Annotated in this window: 11 protein-coding genes; 4 read left to right on the plus strand and 7 right to left on the minus strand. The window is 60.6% G+C overall.

The window, feature by feature from the left end; genetic code table 11:
* Positions 1–36: 36 nt before the first annotated feature.
* From ACIX9_RS20550 to ACIX9_RS20560, 3 genes are all read right to left on the minus strand, one after another.
* On the minus strand, positions 37–1,344 hold the full coding sequence (locus ACIX9_RS20550) for an MFS transporter (protein ID WP_013582123.1): 1,308 nt from the start codon (positions 1,342–1,344) through the stop codon (positions 37–39).
* Positions 1,345–1,457: 113 nt separating this feature from the next.
* Positions 1,458–2,897 (minus strand): glycoside hydrolase family 125 protein, encoded by a 1,440-nt coding sequence (locus ACIX9_RS20555; RefSeq protein WP_013582124.1) that lies wholly within the window; start codon positions 2,895–2,897, stop codon positions 1,458–1,460.
* Between the two features lie 75 nt (positions 2,898–2,972).
* Positions 2,973–4,331, minus strand: coding sequence for an alpha-L-fucosidase (locus ACIX9_RS20560; RefSeq protein WP_013582125.1), 1,359 nt, complete (start codon positions 4,329–4,331; stop codon positions 2,973–2,975).
* Between the two features lie 105 nt (positions 4,332–4,436).
* Between ACIX9_RS20560 and ACIX9_RS20565 the strand changes: the two genes are divergently transcribed.
* Positions 4,437–5,219, plus strand: a complete 783-nt coding sequence (locus ACIX9_RS20565) for a coiled-coil domain-containing protein (protein WP_013582126.1) — start codon at positions 4,437–4,439, stop codon at positions 5,217–5,219.
* On the plus strand, positions 5,209–5,997 hold the full coding sequence (locus tag ACIX9_RS20570) for a tetratricopeptide repeat protein (RefSeq protein ID WP_013582127.1): 789 nt from the start codon (positions 5,209–5,211) through the stop codon (positions 5,995–5,997). The genes ACIX9_RS20565 and ACIX9_RS20570 overlap by 11 nt, the downstream gene beginning before the upstream one ends.
* A 20-nt stretch (positions 5,998–6,017) precedes the next feature.
* On the opposite strand, the gene ACIX9_RS20575 is transcribed toward ACIX9_RS20570, so the two are convergent.
* The 3 genes from ACIX9_RS20575 to ACIX9_RS24190 form a co-directional block, all read right to left on the minus strand.
* Positions 6,018–7,592, minus strand: coding sequence for a glycoside hydrolase family 27 protein (locus tag ACIX9_RS20575; protein WP_013582128.1), 1,575 nt, complete (start codon positions 7,590–7,592; stop codon positions 6,018–6,020).
* A 31-nt stretch (positions 7,593–7,623) separates the two neighbouring features.
* The gene (locus ACIX9_RS20580) at positions 7,624–11,031 is read right to left on the minus strand and encodes a carboxypeptidase-like regulatory domain-containing protein (RefSeq protein WP_013582129.1); all 3,408 of its coding nucleotides are present in this window, start codon (positions 11,029–11,031) and stop codon (positions 7,624–7,626) included.
* Between the two features lie 247 nt (positions 11,032–11,278).
* On the minus strand, positions 11,279–12,682 hold the full coding sequence (locus ACIX9_RS24190; protein WP_013582130.1) for a glycerate kinase type-2 family protein: 1,404 nt from the start codon (positions 12,680–12,682) through the stop codon (positions 11,279–11,281).
* 167 nt (positions 12,683–12,849) lie between these two features.
* Here ACIX9_RS24190 and ACIX9_RS20590 point away from each other — a divergent pair, with 167 nt between their 5' ends.
* Both ACIX9_RS20590 and ACIX9_RS20595 read left to right on the plus strand, forming a co-directional pair.
* Positions 12,850–13,632, plus strand: a complete 783-nt coding sequence (locus ACIX9_RS20590) for a FadR/GntR family transcriptional regulator (RefSeq protein WP_013582131.1) — start codon at positions 12,850–12,852, stop codon at positions 13,630–13,632.
* A gap of 68 nt (positions 13,633–13,700) precedes the next feature.
* Positions 13,701–14,960, plus strand: a complete 1,260-nt coding sequence (locus tag ACIX9_RS20595) for an MFS transporter (protein ID WP_041598115.1) — start codon at positions 13,701–13,703, stop codon at positions 14,958–14,960.
* Between the two features lie 164 nt (positions 14,961–15,124).
* Here ACIX9_RS20595 and ACIX9_RS27505 read toward each other — a convergent pair whose 3' ends face one another.
* Positions 15,125–18,082: a glycoside hydrolase domain-containing protein gene (locus ACIX9_RS27505; protein ID WP_013582133.1), complete on the minus strand. Its 2,958-nt coding sequence runs from the start codon at positions 18,080–18,082 to the stop codon at positions 15,125–15,127.
* Between the last annotated feature and the right edge of the window lie 63 nt (positions 18,083–18,145).

An 18,145-nucleotide genomic window follows, 5' to 3' on the forward strand; every position in this document is an offset into this window, starting at 1 on the left:
ACAATTCTCTCGTCAGGGCAAGTCGGCGGGTGAAACTCAGGCGTCGAGCGGGCGCTCCGGGTGTACGGTCATCCAGCAGATGGCACCGAAGACGGCAAGGATTGCGGAGAGGGCGAAGGAGGTAGTCCAGCCGTAACGCTGGCCGATCCAGGGGGTGAGGGAGGCGGTCAGCGCGCCGCCGATCTGGCCGCCCATATTGACGAGGCTGGAGAAGACTCCTGAACTGCGGCCGGCGATATCGACCGAGACGGACCAGAAGGAGCTCTGCGAGAGGTAGAGGGTGCCTGCGCCGCCGGCGAGGATGAGGGCGGCGGCCTGCGGACTGTGGACCTGGGAGCCGAGGATAAGGAAGACTGCGGTGAGCAAGAGAGCGGCGGCGGCCAGGCCGCAACGTCCTACGCGGAGGCCGTAGGATTTGGTGAGGCGATCGCTGAGTGCGCCGCCGGCGAGACAGCAGATGGTCATGGAGATGAACGGCAGCATGGTGTATCGGGCGCTGGATTTGAGATCGAAGCCGCGGACCTGAGCCATGTAAAGGAAGAACCAACTGAAGAAAATCCAGGCGATATAGCCGAAGGAGAAGTAGCCGCCCATGAGGGCGAGGAGGTCGCGGCGGCGGAAGATGGCGCTCCAGGAGATCTGGGTGGAGGGGCGCGGTGCTTCGCCAGCTGCGGCGGTTACGCGGGGGGCAGGCGGGCCGCTGAGGCCGTCGCGGATTTCATTGAGTTCCGCGGGAGAGACGCCGCTGTGCTCTTCCGGGGTGTCTCGGGCGTTGTACCACCAGACTGCGCCTGCTATGAGTCCGATGACGGCGCTGAACCAGAAGGCGGCTCGCCAACCCTCACGGGAGATGATCCAGGCGAGGAGGGGTGGGGTGAGGCCGCTGCCTGCGCCTACGCCTGCGAAGATGAGGCCGTTGATGAAGCCGCGCTCTTCCAGCGGAACCCAGCGTGCGACGAACTGATTGGCGGCGGGATAGATGACGGCTTCTCCAGCACCGAGGGCGAAGCGTACGGCGACGAGCAGGAGGACGGCGTGGGAGATGCCGGAGGGGAGCAGTGTGGTGAGGGCTGTTGCGACTCCCCACCAGAGGACCCCGATGGTGAGGACCTTGCGCGGGCCGTAACGCGCGGCCAGCCAGCCGGCGGGGAGCTGGAAGCCTGCGTAACCGATGAGGAAGGCGCTGAAGATCCAGCCGAGGCGCTGGTTGCCGAGACCGTACTCCGTGCTGATCTGGAGGCCGGCGATGGAGATGTTGGTGCGATCGAGGAAGGCCACGCCGCTGAGAACGAAGAGCCAGAAGGCGAGGAAGAAGCGGACCTTGGTGCGACGTTCTGCGTACATCTTTGCGGCTCCGGGCGGCATTTCTGAGGTAAAGCTGCGCCCCACGATTCAACTACAGTTTCCATGGGACGCGCTAGGTCGAATGACCTGTTCAGGCTGAGGAACCTCCGCGGTTAGCTGTGGAGGAGATCCGGTTTGTTTGTGGCGAGGTGGCCGATGAGCTCTCCGAAGAGGGTGTTGGCCCAGGCAAACCAGGGGCGGGTGAACTTTGCGGCGTCGTCCTTGGAGTAGCTTTCATGCATGAAGCCGGTGCCTGCGGTGGAGGTCTTGAGGGTTTGCAGGCTGCGGCGGATTTCGGCGTCGTTGTTGCTGGTGATTGCATAGCTGATCTGCGACATGGGCCAGATCATGTCCTGGCCGACGTGTGGGCCGCCGATGCCTTCGCCAGCGGTGCCGCTGAAGAACCATGGGTTGGCGGGGCTCCAGACGAAGGCTCGCGTGCGGGCATAGAGCGCAGCGTCCGGGGAGCTGGCGAGATACGGAAGACCGAGGAGGCTGGGCATGTTGGCGTCGTCCATGAGCAACTGGCTGCCGAAGCCATCGACCTCATAAGCCCAGATGGTGCCGGTGGGAGTCTGGGCGATGGCGTGCTGCTGGAGGGCTTGTTCTACCTCTTTGGCGAGAGCTTCGGCGCGGTTGGCGAGGGCGTCGTCTTGAAGGACTTCATGTGACATGGTGGCGAGTTGGCGGAGGCTGGTGACGGCGAAGAGATTGGACGGGATGAGGAAGGGGAAGATGCAGGCGTCATCCGATGGGCGGAAGCCGGAGGCGATGAGACCGACGGGATTGATGGGGTTGCCGAAGCCGCTTGCGGGCAGGGTTTCAGTTGAGATGGGTGAGGTGCGCTGGAAGCTGTATGGGCCGGGGCCGTGCTTGCGCTGTTGGACGGTCATGGTGTCTACGACGAGGGACATGGCCTGCTTCCAGCGAGCGTCGAAGGGGCGGGTGTCTCCGGTCTGCTTCCAGTAGCCGTGGGCGAGACGGATGGGGTAACAGAGGGAGTCAAGCTCGTACTTTCGTTCGCCTACGCCTTGCTTGAGCTGGGTCTTGTCTTTGAGGCTCCACTCCAGCGGAGGTGCGTTGAGGTCTGCCATGAAGGCGTTGGCGTAGGGATCGATGAGGAGGCAACGGGCCTGGCGGCGGATGACGCCTTCGAGTAGTTCGCGGAGGCTGGGATCTTTGGCGGCCAGGGGGAGATAGGGCCAGACCTGGGCGGAGGAGTCGCGGAGCCACATTGCGTCGATGTCACCGGTGATGACGGTGGTATCGGGATGGCCTTCAAAGGTGCCGGGGCGCACGGTTGTATCGAGGGTGTTGGGGAAGCAGTTGGTGAAGAGGATGGCGAGATTGGGATCGGCGATGCGGCGGCTTGTCTGGGTGAGGAACTGCTCAACGAGTGGGCTTTGGAATCTGCGGTCGGATGGCTTGGGTCTTGCCTCAGGCAAGGTGGCCGGAGCGGCGGCGAAGGCGGGGCGCAGGGAGGCGGCGCTGATGGCGGCGGCGGTCATGCCTATGGTCCGCAGGGCTTCTCGTCTGGTGTGGGTTTTCTGCATGGGTGTCCGATCGTGGGTCAGGTTTCTCGCCCGATTCAATATACCTTCGTTTGGGATGCGGTGGTTCGAGCGGGGTTACTGCGGCGGATCGTTTTCAAGGAAGGCCTGGAACTCACGGATACGTGCGTCGCCGGCGCTTGAGATGATGTTCAGACGGATGCGCTGGGCGGTTACGGCAGGGAAGTGGTCGATCTTTTTGTGGCCGATGGCGCTGCCTTGAGCGACGGAGGTCCAGGCACCGTTTTTCCAGATTTCGATGCGGTAACGGAGGACTTGCTGGCCTTCATCGAGACGCTCCATGATGAGGGTGTGGTCGAAGGTGATCGGCTTGGGCATGTTCACCTCCAGCGTGCCGGTGTGGGTGCCTGCGGGTGCGGTCCAGAAGGTGTCGGGATCGGTATCGAGGGCGCGGGCTATGTTGGCGTCGGTGGGAAGATGGGGGGTCAAGAGACTTTTCCCGTAACGAGTCTGCAGGGCTGTGCCTAGTTCTTGCAGGCGTTTGACGTCCGCGTCCGGGAGCAGGCCGCGGTCGTCCGGGGCTACGCCTAACATCCACTGGCCGCCGTGGCCGACTGCGTTTTCATAGCTGTCAAGGAGCTCTGCTGTGGACTTGAGAGAGGCTTCATCGTTGGGGTGCCAGAACCAATGCACCTTGCGGAGGGGCGTATCGACTTCCACTGGACGCCAGCGGAGGACGCCGTGGCGATCAATGACGTTCCAGTTTTCGTACTCGATCTTGCCGGTTTCGTCACCGGCCCAACGTGCGTCGCCGTATTCGAAGAGGCCTATGTCCGCGAAGACGATGGTGTTGGGCTGATAGGTGCGGAGGGTCTCGATGATTTTGGCGAAGTTGTAGGTTCTGCCGGTGCTGCCCGCGCCGTCCAGCCAGAACTCGACCAGGTCACCGTAACGGGAGGCTAGTTCTTCCAGCTCTGCGTTGTAGTACTTGTCGTAGGCTGCGGGGTCAGCGTATTTGGGTTCGTGCCGATCCCAGGGTGAGAGGTAGACGCCGAACTTCAAGCCGTTGGCGCGGGCTGCGTTGGCGACCTCGCGGACCATGTCGCCTTTGCCGTCTTTCCAGGGACTCTGCTTGATGCTGTAGTCGGTTTGTCCGGTGGGCCATAGGCAGAAGCCGTCGTGATGCTTGGCGACCATGACGACGTATTTTGCGCCTGAGGCCTTGATGGCTTTCATCCATTGGTCTGGGTTGAACTGTGTGGGGTTGAAGACCTTTGGGCTTGCTGTGCCGTCGCCCCACTCGCGGTTGAGGAAGGTGTTGGTGCTGAAATGAAGGATGACTCCGAACTCGAGGTCCTGCCACTCGGTCTGCTGCGGGGATGGCTTCATGTCAGTGACGTTCTGCGCGTGTGCCGATGCAAGGGTGCTGACGATGCAGGCTGCAAGCAGGGTGTTGATGAGTCTCATTCGTTTCATGGCCGATGTCCTTGGGCTGTTGCGGTCTACCGCACAGTTTACCGGAGGTGAGACTTTGCCAAGCGGCTGCTGGCACCCTGTTCGACTAAACTAGAAGCTAGCCGTATGCCAGCCGAAATCATTCTTCAGCAAAGTCCGGAGGTTGCCGCACTCATCGAGAGGCGGGAGCGACTTGCCGCCGTTCGTACTGCGCTGGCGGAGCGTGAGTCGGGGTTGGCGCAGACTCGGGCGCGGCTCAAGAGCTTTGAGGGGCGGTATCTGCGGCAGGTCGGCATCCTTTATGCGGAGCTAGACGAGTTGGAGGCGCGGATTGCTGAACGTGAGGTCGATCTCTATGATTCTGAAGCTGCCCGGCGTCGCGCCGTGGAGGCTCGTCAGCGTGCACAGGAGACTCACGATGCTGCGTTCAGCGATGCTCATGAGGCAGAGGAGTTCGATCCGCCACCTAATTTGAAGGCGCTGTTTCGTGAGGTTGCGAAGCGCATCCATCCGGACTTTGCAAGGGACGATGCCGAGCAGGAGCATTTCACGCTGCTGATGATGCGGGCGAATCAGGCGTATAGCCGTGGGGATACCGAGGCTCTGCAACGGCTTCTTGATGACTACCGTGAGGTGAATACTTCTACTGCCGAGGAAGGGGCTGCCGCGGAGCTGCTTCGTATCGTGCGGCAGATTCAACATGCCGAACGCGACCTTGCGAAACTTGATGCCGAAGAGCAGGAGCTACTGGCCAGTGAGCTTGGTCAACTGCATCTGGATGCGGAGGCTGCTGCTGGGGAACATCGTGACCTGCTTGCTGAGTTGGCGAGCAGCCTAAGAGAGCAGGTTGCCGAGGCTCAGCACCGGTTTGAGCTGATCGATCGCCAGATTGGCGCGCATGGACGATAAGGCTCAAGCGGGGCTGCAACATATCCCTAGTGGCTCCGCGTTGACGCTGCATTCGGCGAAGTCGGGTATCTTTGCCCGTGGGCGTAGGGACTCTGCCAATGCGGCTTCCAACCCGCACTACAGACGTGCTGTGAGCGACTATAACGCTGGGCAGTTCACCGAGGCTGCTGCTGGTTTCCTGCTTGCGGCTGAGCAGGGTCATGCAGAGTCACAGTACATCCTGAGCACGATGTATGACGCGGGGAAGGGTCTGCCGCAAGATTCAACGCAGGCTGAACATTGGGAGCGTAGGGCGGCTGAACAGGGGCATGCTTATGCTCAGGCCAACCTCAGCTTCCGTTACTACAACGCCGGGGATTTTGCCGAGGCGTTTCTGTGGTGTCAGCGTGCCGCGGACGGGAAGCTGGCCTGGGCGCAATACAATCTTGGCCTGATGTACCGCAAAGGTGAGGGAGTGGCGCGAAGCGATGCGGAGGCTGCTCATTGGTATCGGCTGGCTGCTCTGCAGGAGTTTTCTGAGGCACAGCAGCGGTTGGGTGACCTTTATTCTCTTGGCGAAGGGGTGTCACGCAGCTACAGTCAGGCGGCTGCGTGGTATCGGAAGGCTGCGGATCATGGCAACGCTGAGGCGCAGTTTCAGCTTGGTCATCTTTACCAGACGGGGCTGGGGGTGGAGCATGACTATACGGAGTATCGGCACTGGACCCGGCAGGCCGCGCTTTCAGGGCATGAAGAGGCGCTGAGGGAGATGAAGAGCCGCGAGTACCGCGACCCTTGATCCTGGGTTCCGATGATGTACTACTTTGCTGCTCCAATTCTGAGGAGAGCTACTCCGTGCGGGGGGATGGAGGCGGTGTAGGCGGGGCCGTTTGCGGGAACGGCCTCATGCTTCCAGAGGTCTCTTACGCTGACGTGCTTTGTGGCGTAGCCGGCGGGCAGGGAGCTCCAGGGGAGGTTGGCTGGAGTGGCTGCGTCGCCACGGTTGTAGATGCCGACGATGATGGAGCCGTCTTCCATCGGACGCCAGATCGTTTCGACTTTACCCTTGGTGGAGAGGGCCTGGACGGGCTTGGCGGCTTTGTCCTGATCGATGGCGATGACCTCCTTGTTGAGCAGGATGGATGAGGTCTCGGGCGACATGGAGCGGAGGTCGTTGCCGGCGATGAGGGGAGCGGCGAGCATGGACCAGAGGCTCATGTGGGTGCGGTACTCGTCTGGGGTCATGCCGCCGTTGCCGATCTCGAGCATGTCTGGATCGTTCCAGTGGCCAGCGCGGGTGTAGCTGGAGATGGCGATCTGGCTGAAGCCGATCTTGTCCATGGACTCCCATGTGTCGCGGATATCTCCGGTGGTGCGCCAGAGGTTTCCGCCGACCTTTGAGCCCCACTTCCAGACATCGGCGTCACCGTACTGGCAGAGGCTGTAGACGATGGGATGGCTGGATTGGGAGAGGGCTTCACCCATCTTCTGGTAGAGGCCGCGCTCGTTTTCCAGGGTGGACTCATAGATGGCGCGTGCGCCGCAGAGATCGTACTTGAGGTAGTCGATGCCCCAGGCTGCGAAGGTTTTGGCATCCTGGGCTTCATGGCCGAAGCTGCCTTCATAGCCGGCGCAGGTTTTGCCTCCGGGTGAGGAGTAGATGCCGATCTTGAGGCCCTTGGAGTGGACGTAGTCTGCGAGGCCCTTCATGTCAGGGAATTTGTTGTTGGTCTGGATGGTGCCGTCGGCGGCGCGGTCCGCTTCCCAGGTGTCGTCTATGTTGATGTACTGGTAGCCGGCCTTGTTCATGCCGGTGGCGACCATGGCGTCGGCCATGCTTTTAACGTCGTCCGCGGTGATCTTGCCGGCGAACTTGTTCCAACTGTTCCAGCCCATAGGCGGGGTGCGGACGAGGCCGTTGTCCGGGATATCTTTGGGCGCGGGGAGGGGGAGCGGTGCGGGTGGGACTGCGGCCTCGCGTGTGGTGCGGATGGCTTCACCAGTGACGGAGCCACCGTTGTATCTGTGGAACTCCAGCGTGAGCTTGCCATCGGCAAAGGTGCCGTCGTAGACGATGGGCGTTACCGTTGAGCCGATTGAGGCAGGTGAGCCGGGCTTGAGTGGGGGCGGGACTGTGGCGAAGCGAATCTTGCCGGCTTTGAGGGTGCCCTCGATTGCCTGGCCGCCGACGTTTCTGCCGAAGAGTTTTCCGGAGACGGTTTCGCCCGAGGCATTGAGTTCGAGATAGGTGTGGCGGAAGCTGCCGTCTGTGTTTGGGAGGCGTAGATCCCAATAGCCATTGAGGCCGGTCTGGGCTTGCGCGATGAGGGCTGTGGAGAGCAGGAGGCCGGAGAGCAGGCAGGTTTTGTTGGTGAGGGTCTTGGTGAGCATCATGGGATGTGTTTCCTCGTGGCGTTTACAGCGGTTAGAAGTTGAGCTTGAGGGCGAGCTGGCCGATTCTGGGATCGGTGGAACTGGTGACGGTTCCGAAGCCGGCGGTGGCGATGGATGCAACCGGGTTGTTGAGGTTGGTTTTATTGATGACGTTGAAGAACTCGGCGTGGAACTGGAGGCGGAAGCGGTCGCTACCGAGGGGGATGTTCTTGAGGAGGCCTACGTCCCAGTTGATGGCACCGGGGCCAAAGAGGCTGTTCTTGCCAAGGTTGCCGGCGCTGCCGAGAGCGGGGATGGCGAAGGCAGCCTGATTGAGGTAGCCGACGCAGGCGGATGCGATGGTGCAACCGGTCTTCGAGTATTGAGGGACTCCCGGGACGACGGTTGCTCGATCCGAGTTGAGGCCAGTCTGGGAGCGATCCGAGCCGGCGATGACGGTGAACGGGGTTCCGGATTGTAGTCGGAGGATACCGGTGGTCTGCCAGCCGCCGATGGCTTCTTTCAACAGGGCGTTGTGGAGTGATGCGCCGGGGAGGTCATAGACGTAAGAGAGGACACCGATGTGGCGACGGTCGAAGTCTGATGAGCCGTAGTCAAAGGCGTGGCGGTTGATGGTTCCGTATGGGAGGGCGGAGTTGTTGGACGCGCTGGCGTTGGTGTTGGACTGGAGGTATGGGATGTCGTCAAGGGATTTGGAGAAGGTGTAGTTGGCGAGGACGGTGAGGTGTTCAAAGCGGCGCTGGATGGAGAGTTGGACGCCGTTGTAGTTGCTGACGGCATCGTCATTGACCTCAGCGATGCTGCCGAAGCCTTTGTAGCCTCGCCGTGCATCCGTGCCGAGCGTGCTGCCCGGCGTGTAGATGGCGGGGTTGAGCTCGACGCTCTCATAGACGTGGCGTGCGAGGGAGCCGACGTAGCTGATGCGGCCGAGGAAGCCACCTTTGAGCTGCTGCTCTACGGTGAGGTTGAAGTCGTAGGTGGTGGGAACGAAGAGCTTGGAGTTATTGGCGGGGTTATAGGTGACGACGAGCACGGGAGCGGTGAAGGCCGTGTTGGCCGAAGGGACGGGAGATGCGGGGAATGGGTTCGTTATGCCGAGATATGGGTTGCTAAACGGTCCGGCTGGTGTGGTGAGGCTGACGGTTGGGCTGAAGGGAGTGACGTCTACAAAGCGATTATTGCCGATGCCAACCTGCTGCGAATCATGGAAGGAGCCGATGGCACCGCGGATGGCTGTCTTGCCGTTGCCGAAGACATCGTATGCGAAGCCGAAGCGTGGTGCGAAGACGTTCCAGGAAGGATTGACGCCGTTGTAAGGCATGCCTGCGTCGCCAGGGAAGATGAGGCCGGCGGGTGCGTTGGGGAAGACGGTGGAGCGGATGCCGGCGGCGTAATTATCCGGGCGGAACTGCTCTACGCGGCCCTTGGTCTCAACCCAGGGGAGATACGGCTCCCAGCGGAGACCCATGTTGAGAGTGAGGCGGCGGGTGGCGTGGAAGTCATCCTGGGCGTAGACGGCGATGGGATGATCGCGATTGTCCTTGGTCTCACCGGCGGCCTGAACGAAGGTGCGGACGTTGCCGAGAAGGAAGCCTGCGAGTGCGTTATTGGTGCTGTCCGCGGTGAAGCCGAAGTTGCCGGCGGCCTGGAAGGCATCGCGGAGGAGAACGGTTCCGCGGACCGCGGCTACTCCGAAGACGATAGAGTGGCGTCCGTGAATGACGGTGAAGTCATCCGCGAGGTTGTAGTTATCGCGATAGATCTTGAGCGGGAGGTTGGTGCCGGTGGTGCCGAAGTAGCCGGTGACGGTGACCTGTCCGAGGAACTTGGTGCCGGCGGGCTGGTAGATGTTGACGCCGAGATCATTGTAGTTGACGGAGCCTGCGGGTGGGCCGGTGTTGGTGGTGACGCGGGTATAGGAGAGGCGGAGATCATTGAGGATGTTGGGTGTGAAGATGTGGGTGTCCGAGACGATGGCGTTGTGGGCGTAGCTCTGGGTGGGGCTGACCTCACTGAGGTAGTTGGTCTGATCAAGGAACGAGCCGTTGTTAAACTTGTTGAGGTAGTAGCGGGCGGAGATGCGATCCTTGCTGCCGATGGAATGATCAATGCGTCCCATGTACTCATGGAAGCTCTGCTTGGAGGGGAGGCCGTAGAGGACGCGGCCGCTCTGGTCCGCGCCGGCGAGCGGCAGGTACTTGGTGAGGGCTACCGCTGACTTATCAAAGGAGGCGACGGGGATCTGGTTGTTGACGTACGGCGCCTTGGTGATGGGGTTGACGAGTTGATAGGCTTTGCCCAGCGGGTTGGCGGGGTTGGTGGCGCTGAGGTATGCGGAGAAGTCTCCATTGAGCTCCGCAGCCGTGGGGACGAAGGCCTGGTTGCCGTTGACGATGTTGCGGACTTCAGTCTGCTGATAGCCGAAGAAGAAGAAGGTCTTGTCACGACCATCATAGAGATGAGGGATCATGATGGGACCGCCGATGGTCCCGCCGAACTGGTTGCGCTTGAGCTGATCGCGGGTGGTGGCGAAGTAGTTGCGGGCGTTGAAGACGGCGTTGCGGACGAACTCGAATGCATCACCGTGGAAGCCGTTATTGCCGGACTTCGTGATGGCGTTGATGACGGCGCCTGCGCTGCCACCGTAACGAGTGCTGTAGTTCGCGGTCTGAACGCTGAACTCCTGGAGGGCGTCCGGGAAGGGGAAGGGCATGTTGACGTTGGTGTAGGTGTCGTTGTTGCTGACGCCGTCCAGGTTATAGCTGCTCTGGTTGGAACGGGAGCCGTTGAAGGAGAGGGTGATGGCGGACGGGAAGGTCTTGGTGATGCCTTGGTCGATACCGGAGTTTGAGCCTACGGTTGCTCCGGGGACAAGGAGTGCGAGCGATACGGCGTTTCTGCCGTTGAGGGGGAGATCGACGATACGCTTCTGCTCGACGACTTGATTGAGCACGGAGGTGGAGGTGTTGACTTGAACGGCGTTCGATTCGACGGAGACGGTTTGGGCTTCACCGCCGATGGTGAGTGGGGCGCTGATGGTGAGGCTCTGATCCGCGAGCAACGTGACGTTGTTCTGCTTATAGGAGCTGAACCCCGGCGCCTCAATGGTGACGGTGTAGACCGAAGGATCGAGCGAGGGGATGACGTAGTAGCCCTGGTCATTGGCCTTGACCTCACGGGTCAGCTTCGTGCCTTCGTTGACGACCTTGATGTTGGCGTTTGGGATGACTGCGCCGGTGCTGTCCGTGATGGTTCCGACGATCGTTCCGAAGCCCTGAGCGGAAGCTCTGCCTGAGATGAATAGCGTCGCGATGATGGCGAGCGCGAAGAGAAGCCTGTAGCCCTTGGACTTTGCGGGCTGTGGAAGGGAGTTGAGAAGTGATGTCGAGAGCTGGCTGGGGTGCGAGGTCTGACGTGATGAAAAAGCGGCAGGTTTCATGGTGGATCCTTTCGTCGCGACAGGAGGAGGGGCCAACGTTGACGGCTGCCTGAGGACCTGAGGAGTGAACGGGAGGATATTAGTCACATGGTCTGACCATCGTCAAGTGACCCGGAGAATCTTTTTTGGGGACTGGACCACTCCCATTGATAGCGCCTAGCCTGCTGCAGGCGCGAATAGACGCAATCCTTGCTCCCTCAATTGCGTGGGGTTCTGGCCTGTCTTACGTGTTGCTTGAATCTGGGTCTTAGTCGGTGGAATCGGCGAGGAGGATACGGAGGTCGCGAAGATTATTTCCGGTTGGGCCGGTGAAGACGGTCGCTCCAAGACGATTGAGCAGGCGGAAAGAGTCAAAGCTCTGGAGGGCTTGCAGGGCCTCATCTGGAACCCCGTCGAGGGTCGACGCATCGACGACAGCTCCGGCTGCGACACTGTTTCCGTCTATCCCATCTGAGCCGGCGGAGAGGATTGTGATGCGCTCGTCTGATTTGAGGCGTGAGGCGCAATAGAGGGTGAAGTGTAGATTGCGCCCACCCATTCCAGGGGCTTCCGAGCCTTGACTGCTCCCTAATCCTGCCGGAGAAGTCGGTATCTGGACCGTGACCTCCCCGGCGGAGAGGAGGCAGACGCGACCGTGCTGCAACTGCAAGGTCCGGATGCGATTGAGGAGATAGTACGCGGCGTCGCGATAGTCCCAGTCATCGCAGGTGTTGTCGATGAATGTTGTGAAACCAAGGTATTCTGCGTGTCGGCGAGCTGCACCTTCCAGATCCTCTGACGAGAGTAGGAGGAAGATATTTTCCTGAAAGTCACCGGGTTTTGGAGTTTCCGGTAGCTGAGAGGATGCAAAGAAGCTCTGCACGGAGGGGGCGAATTGGCTGGGTAAGCTGAACTTCTGCAGGATTTTCCGGCAATCTTCGATGGTCGTTGAGTCTGCAAGAGTCGGGCCAGAGGAAAGAGCGTCCAGTTGGCCGGCTGGGACATCCGAGAGAAGCAGTGAAAGATGACGCATCTTGCCTGCGGCCAAGGCAAGACGACCTCCCTTAACTGCGGAGAAGTGCTTCCGGATGCAGTTGATTTCAGAGATGGAAGCGCCGCTGCCGACTAGTGCCTGGTGGAAGCTTATGGTGTCGTCAAGCGAGATGTCAGGGTCCAGGGGCAGTTCCATCATTGCGGATGCACCTCCGCTGATCAGGAAGAAGCAGAAGGTCTGTCCGTGATCCTTGCTTGCCGCGGAAGCTAGGAGGTCGAGTGCAGTCTGGGCTCCTGTGAATGATTCACGGTTTGGCGAAGGGTGTCCGCCGGTGAAGTAAGAAAAGCCTGGCTTTGGCTGCAGCGCGGCAGAGGGCGCGATGACGACGCCACCCAGAGTGCATCCTGCGGGTATTGGACAAATTGGCAGGAACGCATCCAGCATTGCAAGGGCTGCTTTGCCGATTGCGACGATCAGGATTTTTGTGATGTGGGTCAGGTCGAATGCGAGCGTGCCCTTGAGATGGAGGGCGCAGATGCCGTGCGTCATCTCTCCGCGGAGTTTCAAGGAAAATGCCTGCTGCACCGAGCAGTCTTCAAGCGCTGTCGAAAAGATTTGTCGCGCGTTTGTGCTGAGAGTGTTCTTCACGAGGCGTTGGCGTAGGAGTTGCGGGTACATAAGTTTTTAGTCATCTTCAAAGAGAACTCAGTGGTTTTGAATGGTTAAAACATCGCTCTACCGATGTTCTGGTAGTGCCTCCCGCATACATTTGACCAAGAGTGTCATATGGTCATACCATTGTCAACGCGACAGGCAAAGCGTTGCATCCGGAGGGTGGGCCGAAGATGAAGAGGCGCGAGGCAACTGCGGCTTTGACGCCGATGCAGGCAAAGATACGTCCCGTGACCAAGGTGTCGATCAGTGAGGACATTGCGCAGCAGATCATGGACCTGATCTCAAATGGGGATCTGAAGCCGGGACAACGGCTGCCGGCTGAGAGGGATCTCTGCAAAAATTTCAATGCTGGACGTTCTTCCCTGCGTGAAGCGTTGCGCTGTCTTTCGATCATGGGCGTATTAGATGCCCGGGTTGGCGAGGGTACGACGGTGGCGGTGGACGGCGTCAAGTTCATGGGCAAGATCGTCGAGTGGCGACTCATCACCGAGCGGCATGACATTGAAGATCTGCTTGAAGTGCGCATGGCCCTCGAGGGCATTGCGGTTGCGAAGGTGGCCAGCCTGGGACGCGAGGAAGATCTTCAGCGCTTGCAGAAGTCGATCAAAGAGATGCGAGGGGCGATCAAGGATGCGAAACGCTTCGCTGCTCTCGATTTGGCATTCCATGTGGCGATTGCCGGTATGTCTGAGAATTTTCTGCTTTCCGACCTGATCTCTATGATCAGAAGTCAGTTGGTTCGGGGTCTTTCCGCCGTGCTGCTTCTTCCAAACGCGGTGAAGCTATCGCTTGAAGAGCATGTGGCGATTTACGAGGCGATTAAAGCCAAGGATGCCGAAGGCGCGCGCGCGGCTATGCAGGGACACTTGCAGGCGGCGTTGGAACGCTATAACAAGTCGGTTGCCAGGCAGGAGCGGACGAAGAGTCCGCGATCCAACACAGCTCGCACCTAAGGATTCCAATGGTAGTGTCACGCGTGTGCGGCACGGAGCAGAACCCACTTGCCGGGTCGGAGGCTGGGATGAAAGCGCTGTATCGGCGAGTTACGTTGCGTGTAATTCCGCTGCTGATCGTGCTTTATTTCACGGCGTTTCTCGATCGGGTGAACGTCAGTTTCGCTTCGATCACGATGAATCGTGATCTTGGTATTGGAGAGAGTGCTTTCGGCCTGGCGGCGGGTGTGTTTTTTATCGGCTATCTGGTTTTTTCTCTGCCGAGCAATCTGATGCTGGAACGTTTCGGGGCGCGGCGTTGGATCGGGATCATTATGGTTGCCCTGGGTCTCTTATCTTGCGCGACGGCTTTCATTCACACTGCATCGACTTACATCGTGCTGCGTTTCATGATCGGCGCGGCGGAGGCGGGGTTCTTTCCGGGAGTGATCCTCTATCTGACCCTGTGGCTTCCAGCTTCAGTGCGGGCGAGTCTTATGGCGCTTTTTACCTTGTCCATTCCTTTGTCCAACGTGATTGGAGCGCCACTTTCAGCCGCGATTCTTTCGCTCAATGGAAGGGGCGGGCTGCAGGGTTGGCAATGGCTGTTTTTGATGGAGGGATGTCCTGCTATCGTTCTTGGCTGCGCCGTGCCCTTCCTTTTAGCAGCCAGGCCGCAGGAGGTTTCATGGCTTACGACGGATGAGTCACGGGCGTTGGGAGATGCGATTGCGCGTGAGGAGACGCTTGCTCCATCCGGCGATGGAGTGACGTTCAGCTTCGGTCAATGGTTTGCGTTGTTCCGTTCCGGACTCATCTACTTCTTTCTGATGGTTGGGCTCTATGAACTCAGCTTCTGGATTCCTCGCATCCTTCATGATCGGGGCGTTCCTGCGGCGGAGCTGGGGTGGAAGACGGCGATTCCCTTTGCGGTTGGTGGTCTTGGGATGGTTCTCTGGAGCCGGTTTTCAGATCGAAGCGGCAGGGGCCAGATGCAGTTGGCGTTCGCTTTTATCGTTGGGGCATCCGGTCTTGTTCTTGCGGGAGTTGGAACTGGGTGGCTCCCTGCCGTTGCGGGTCTGTCCATCACCTCTATTGGTGTGTTGGCTGGGATGCCGATCTTCTGGGCTTGGGTGACAGCCGGCATGGGTGCGGAACGCGCGTTCGCGATTGCAGGGATCAACTCTATCGGGAATATCGGGGGCTTTCTTGGGCCTTACCTGACGGGCATGATTTTGGAGCATACCCATAGCTTTCGGCCGGGTATGTGGCTGACGGCCGCCTGCCTTCTATGCGGCGCCGGACTTACTTCTGTGACCTCGAAGCGCCCGGGACATCTGGCGGTTTGATTTGGGGCGACCTGCCTAAACTCCATCATTGTTGTGCCGGGTGCGGACGCGTCGTTGCGCCCGGGGTAATGCGGAGGCTTGTGGGGCGGAGTTGAGCGATGCCTGAGCCGTGAGGTGCGCGTTTTACGAGCTTCCACTCGCTTCCTGCAACCGATACGCTAGGGCTACTTGCTGGTGATGGTCAGTGCGATGGGCAGGGAGGTGACGCCGGTCGCGCTGGTGATGGTGACGTTGATGGTGCCGCTGAAGGGAACGCCTGGGGGGACGGTGGAGTACGGAGCCGGGTTACCGGGGGTGCAGCCGGTGAGGAACTGCGATGCCCCAAGAGCCAGGACGCAGATGCTCAGAAGGATAAAACGCCGAAGCTTCTGTGCCGATTGACGGATGAAGCAAAACGGGAGGAACAGCGCGGGAAAGAGCAGGCCGGCCATGACGAGCTTTGTGGGCTCAGCGATGGAGGCTGTGAAGACAGGGATGGTCGTGATGGTCAGGGTCGAGGTGAGTTTGGCTCCATCCCCGGCTGCGGTGAGGGTGGTGGGGCTGAAGGTGCAGGTGGCGGAGGTGGGGAGTCCGGAGCAGGCGAGCGGGCTGAAGGTGCCGGTGTAGCCGACCTGGGGGCTGATGGTGAGGGTGTCGGTTGCGCTCTGGCCGCCGACGATGGCGAGTGTGGTGGTCGAGAGCGCGGCGGCGAAGGTGGGTGCCGGATTGAAGGTTGCGGTGACTGTGGATGCGGCGGTTCCGGTGGTGACGCTGCAGGTCGTGCCTGAGGTGCTGGTGCAACCGGCCCAGTTGCCAAAGAGGGAGCCCGTGCCCGGGGTCACGGTGAGGGTTACGGAGGTGCCGGCGATGTACGAGGCCGAGCATGTGGTTCCGCAGGAGATGAAATTATCGCTGCTTTTGACGGTGCCCGTGCCGGTACCTGCCTTGGCTACGGTGAGGGCGAAGGTGGGGGCGGCGTTGAAGGTTGCAGTGACTGTTATGGCAGCGGTTGTGGCGACTGTGCAAGTGGTGCCGGAGACAGAGGTGCAGCCAGACCAACTGGCGAAGACGGAGTTGGTGGCGGGTGTGGCCGTGAGCGTCACTGTATCGGTGGGGGCGAAGCTGGCGGTGGCGGAGGTGCAGCCGGTTCCGCAGGAGATGGCGGTATCGATGCTGGTGTCGAGCGAGTTGTTGATGGTGGCGGTGGCGATGGTGCCGCAGCCTGCCCCAGTCTTTTTGGCGGTGAGGACGACGTTGGTGGCGACTTCAAAGGCTGCGTCTGTGTAGTCCTCATCGATGTTCAGGGTGAGGCCTCCGTAGGTGCTGTTGAAGGAGCTGGAGGTCTGGCGGGAGCGGTGGTGGTTGAGCCAGTAGTTGGCGGGTAGATCGATGGTGGTGGGGTAGACGGTATTGCAGGTGGTGCCGCAAGTGACGCCGCTGCTGAAGAAGTAAGTGAACCAGATGGTGTCGATGGCAGGCGTGACCGTGGTGGCGGTCCAGGTGTCGAACTCATTGTGGCCGCTGTAGACGGCGGCGAGATAGCCTTTGGCGTGGAGCTCTGAATCCCATCCCTGGATGAAAGCCTGGGTGGTCGCGACGTTGGCGGCGACTGTGTAGGAGTACGCCTCCATGTCGTACGCGATGGTGGAGCCCTGGTTCATGCCGAGCGAGATCATCTGGGCTACGGCCGAGTCCGCCTCCGCTACTCCCTGAGCGGTTGCGGTGGCGGGGGTGGTGCTGATGCTATAGGTGAAGGTTCCGCCGGGTGCCTGCGGTCCGACCCAGATGGGAACGATCTCCCAGCCTTGCGTGAGGACGCTTGAGACGTAAGCGGGAGTGAGGTTGGAGAGGCCACTGGCGCAGGCGAACTCATTGCCGCCGATATAGGTTCCAACGGTCTTGTATGGGCTGCCGGTCCACCAGGTTTGAAGCTGCGCGACGGTGGGGAGGGTGCAGGCGTCGAAGCCGAGGACGCCGGTGACGGGGAACGATGAGGCGGGGGTTGGCGCGGCGGCGCTTGATGAGATCTTCTTTGGAACGTTGGTCTGCTGGGTGGACTCCAGTTCAAGGCCGGGGATGCGGCCGAGCGAGAGGAAGGTGTGGCCGCCATCCTGCGTGGCCATGAGGGACCTGGATTGAGTGCAGACGCCGGTCTGCGGGATGCATGTGCCGGCGGAGAAGAGAACCCAACCGTTTGCCTCCGTGCTGAAGCTGGAATGCAGGGGCGTGAGGGTGGCTGGCGTGGAGGTGAGACCGGTTTGCTTCGAAAGGGCGATGGTTGGGAGGCTTTGCGAGAGAGGCGCGAGTGTTGCGAAGGTTGTGGAGGCGGGCAGGACGGTGGGCTGCCATGTGGCTCCGGCGTCCGTAGTGTCGTAGCGGATGACGGTGGTGCCGGTATCGCCGAGGTAGGTGCGGAGGAGAGAACCGTGAGCGGCATCCGTGAAGATGGGCAGGGTGATGGTGCTATTGGTGTGGGCTAAGGCGGCTGAGGGCTTGGGCAGATTGGAGGCGTGCCAGGTTTGTCCTGCGTCCGCGGTGGCGAAGAGTTCGTCGCCGTTGGGCCCGGGGCCGGTCCAGCCGTGGGTGGTGTCCGTGAAGAGGAGGTCTGCGCCTACGGGTGGGTTGGGAGTGGGGGTCCAGTGGAGGCCGCCGTCTGTGGTGTGGAGCAGGAGGCCGCGGCGGAAGGCGGAGCTGGATTGGATCGAAAGCGAGATCCAACCGTTGCGGCTGTCTGCGAAGAATGGATGAGAGATGCCGTTGAAGACTGAGGCCTCCGTGAAGGGGGAGGCGATGGAGGAGTAAGACCAGTGAGCGCCCTTGTCTGGTGTGTGGGCGATGGTGAGGGCGGTTCCGTCAGCGGCGGATTCTACGGTCCAACCTTCGCCCTGCTGCGAGAAAAAGGCTCCGCTGACGAGAGGTGCGTTGGGCTGGGTTAGCGTGATTTCAGACCACTCGGCACCGAGAGAGTCTGTCCAGAAGAGGCGGTTATCGGCGAGCAGCCAACCAGATCGCGGGGCTACGAGCTTCAGGGCCTGGATCGTGTCCGCGGACGCGGTCTGGGCGAGAGCAGGCTGGAAAACAGCGAGAGACGACAGGGCAGCGACAAGGACCTGGAGCAGCTTTACGTGAGCAGGCTTTTGCATCTTGGGTCTCCGTTACGGGTAACGACTGTTTTCATTTCAGCGATTGCAGGTAAGAAACAGAAG

This window comes from Granulicella tundricola MP5ACTX9 (assembly GCF_000178975.2).
Classification (GTDB): Bacteria; Acidobacteriota; Terriglobia; order Terriglobales; family Acidobacteriaceae; genus Edaphobacter; species Edaphobacter tundricola.

Excerpts from the sequence above, each read along its gene's own strand:
- ACIX9_RS20550 (WP_013582123.1), bottom strand. The coding sequence starts at position 1,344 with ATGTACGCAGAACGTCGCACCAAGGTCCGCTTCTTCCTCGCCTTCTGG.
- ACIX9_RS20555 (WP_013582124.1), bottom strand. The coding sequence starts at position 2,897 with ATGCAGAAAACCCACACCAGACGAGAAGCCCTGCGGACCATAGGCATG.
- ACIX9_RS20560 (WP_013582125.1), bottom strand. The coding sequence starts at position 4,331 with ATGAAACGAATGAGACTCATCAACACCCTGCTTGCAGCCTGCATCGTC.
- ACIX9_RS20565 (WP_013582126.1), top strand. The coding sequence starts at position 4,437 with ATGCCAGCCGAAATCATTCTTCAGCAAAGTCCGGAGGTTGCCGCACTC.
- ACIX9_RS20570 (WP_013582127.1), top strand. The coding sequence starts at position 5,209 with ATGGACGATAAGGCTCAAGCGGGGCTGCAACATATCCCTAGTGGCTCC.
- ACIX9_RS20575 (WP_013582128.1), bottom strand. The coding sequence starts at position 7,592 with ATGATGCTCACCAAGACCCTCACCAACAAAACCTGCCTGCTCTCCGGC.
- ACIX9_RS20580 (WP_013582129.1), bottom strand. The coding sequence starts at position 11,031 with ATGAAACCTGCCGCTTTTTCATCACGTCAGACCTCGCACCCCAGCCAG.
- ACIX9_RS24190 (WP_013582130.1), bottom strand. The coding sequence starts at position 12,682 with ATGTACCCGCAACTCCTACGCCAACGCCTCGTGAAGAACACTCTCAGC.
- ACIX9_RS20590 (WP_013582131.1), top strand. The coding sequence starts at position 12,850 with ATGAAGAGGCGCGAGGCAACTGCGGCTTTGACGCCGATGCAGGCAAAG.
- ACIX9_RS20595 (WP_041598115.1), top strand. The coding sequence starts at position 13,701 with ATGAAAGCGCTGTATCGGCGAGTTACGTTGCGTGTAATTCCGCTGCTG.
- ACIX9_RS27505 (WP_013582133.1), bottom strand. The coding sequence starts at position 18,082 with ATGCAAAAGCCTGCTCACGTAAAGCTGCTCCAGGTCCTTGTCGCTGCC.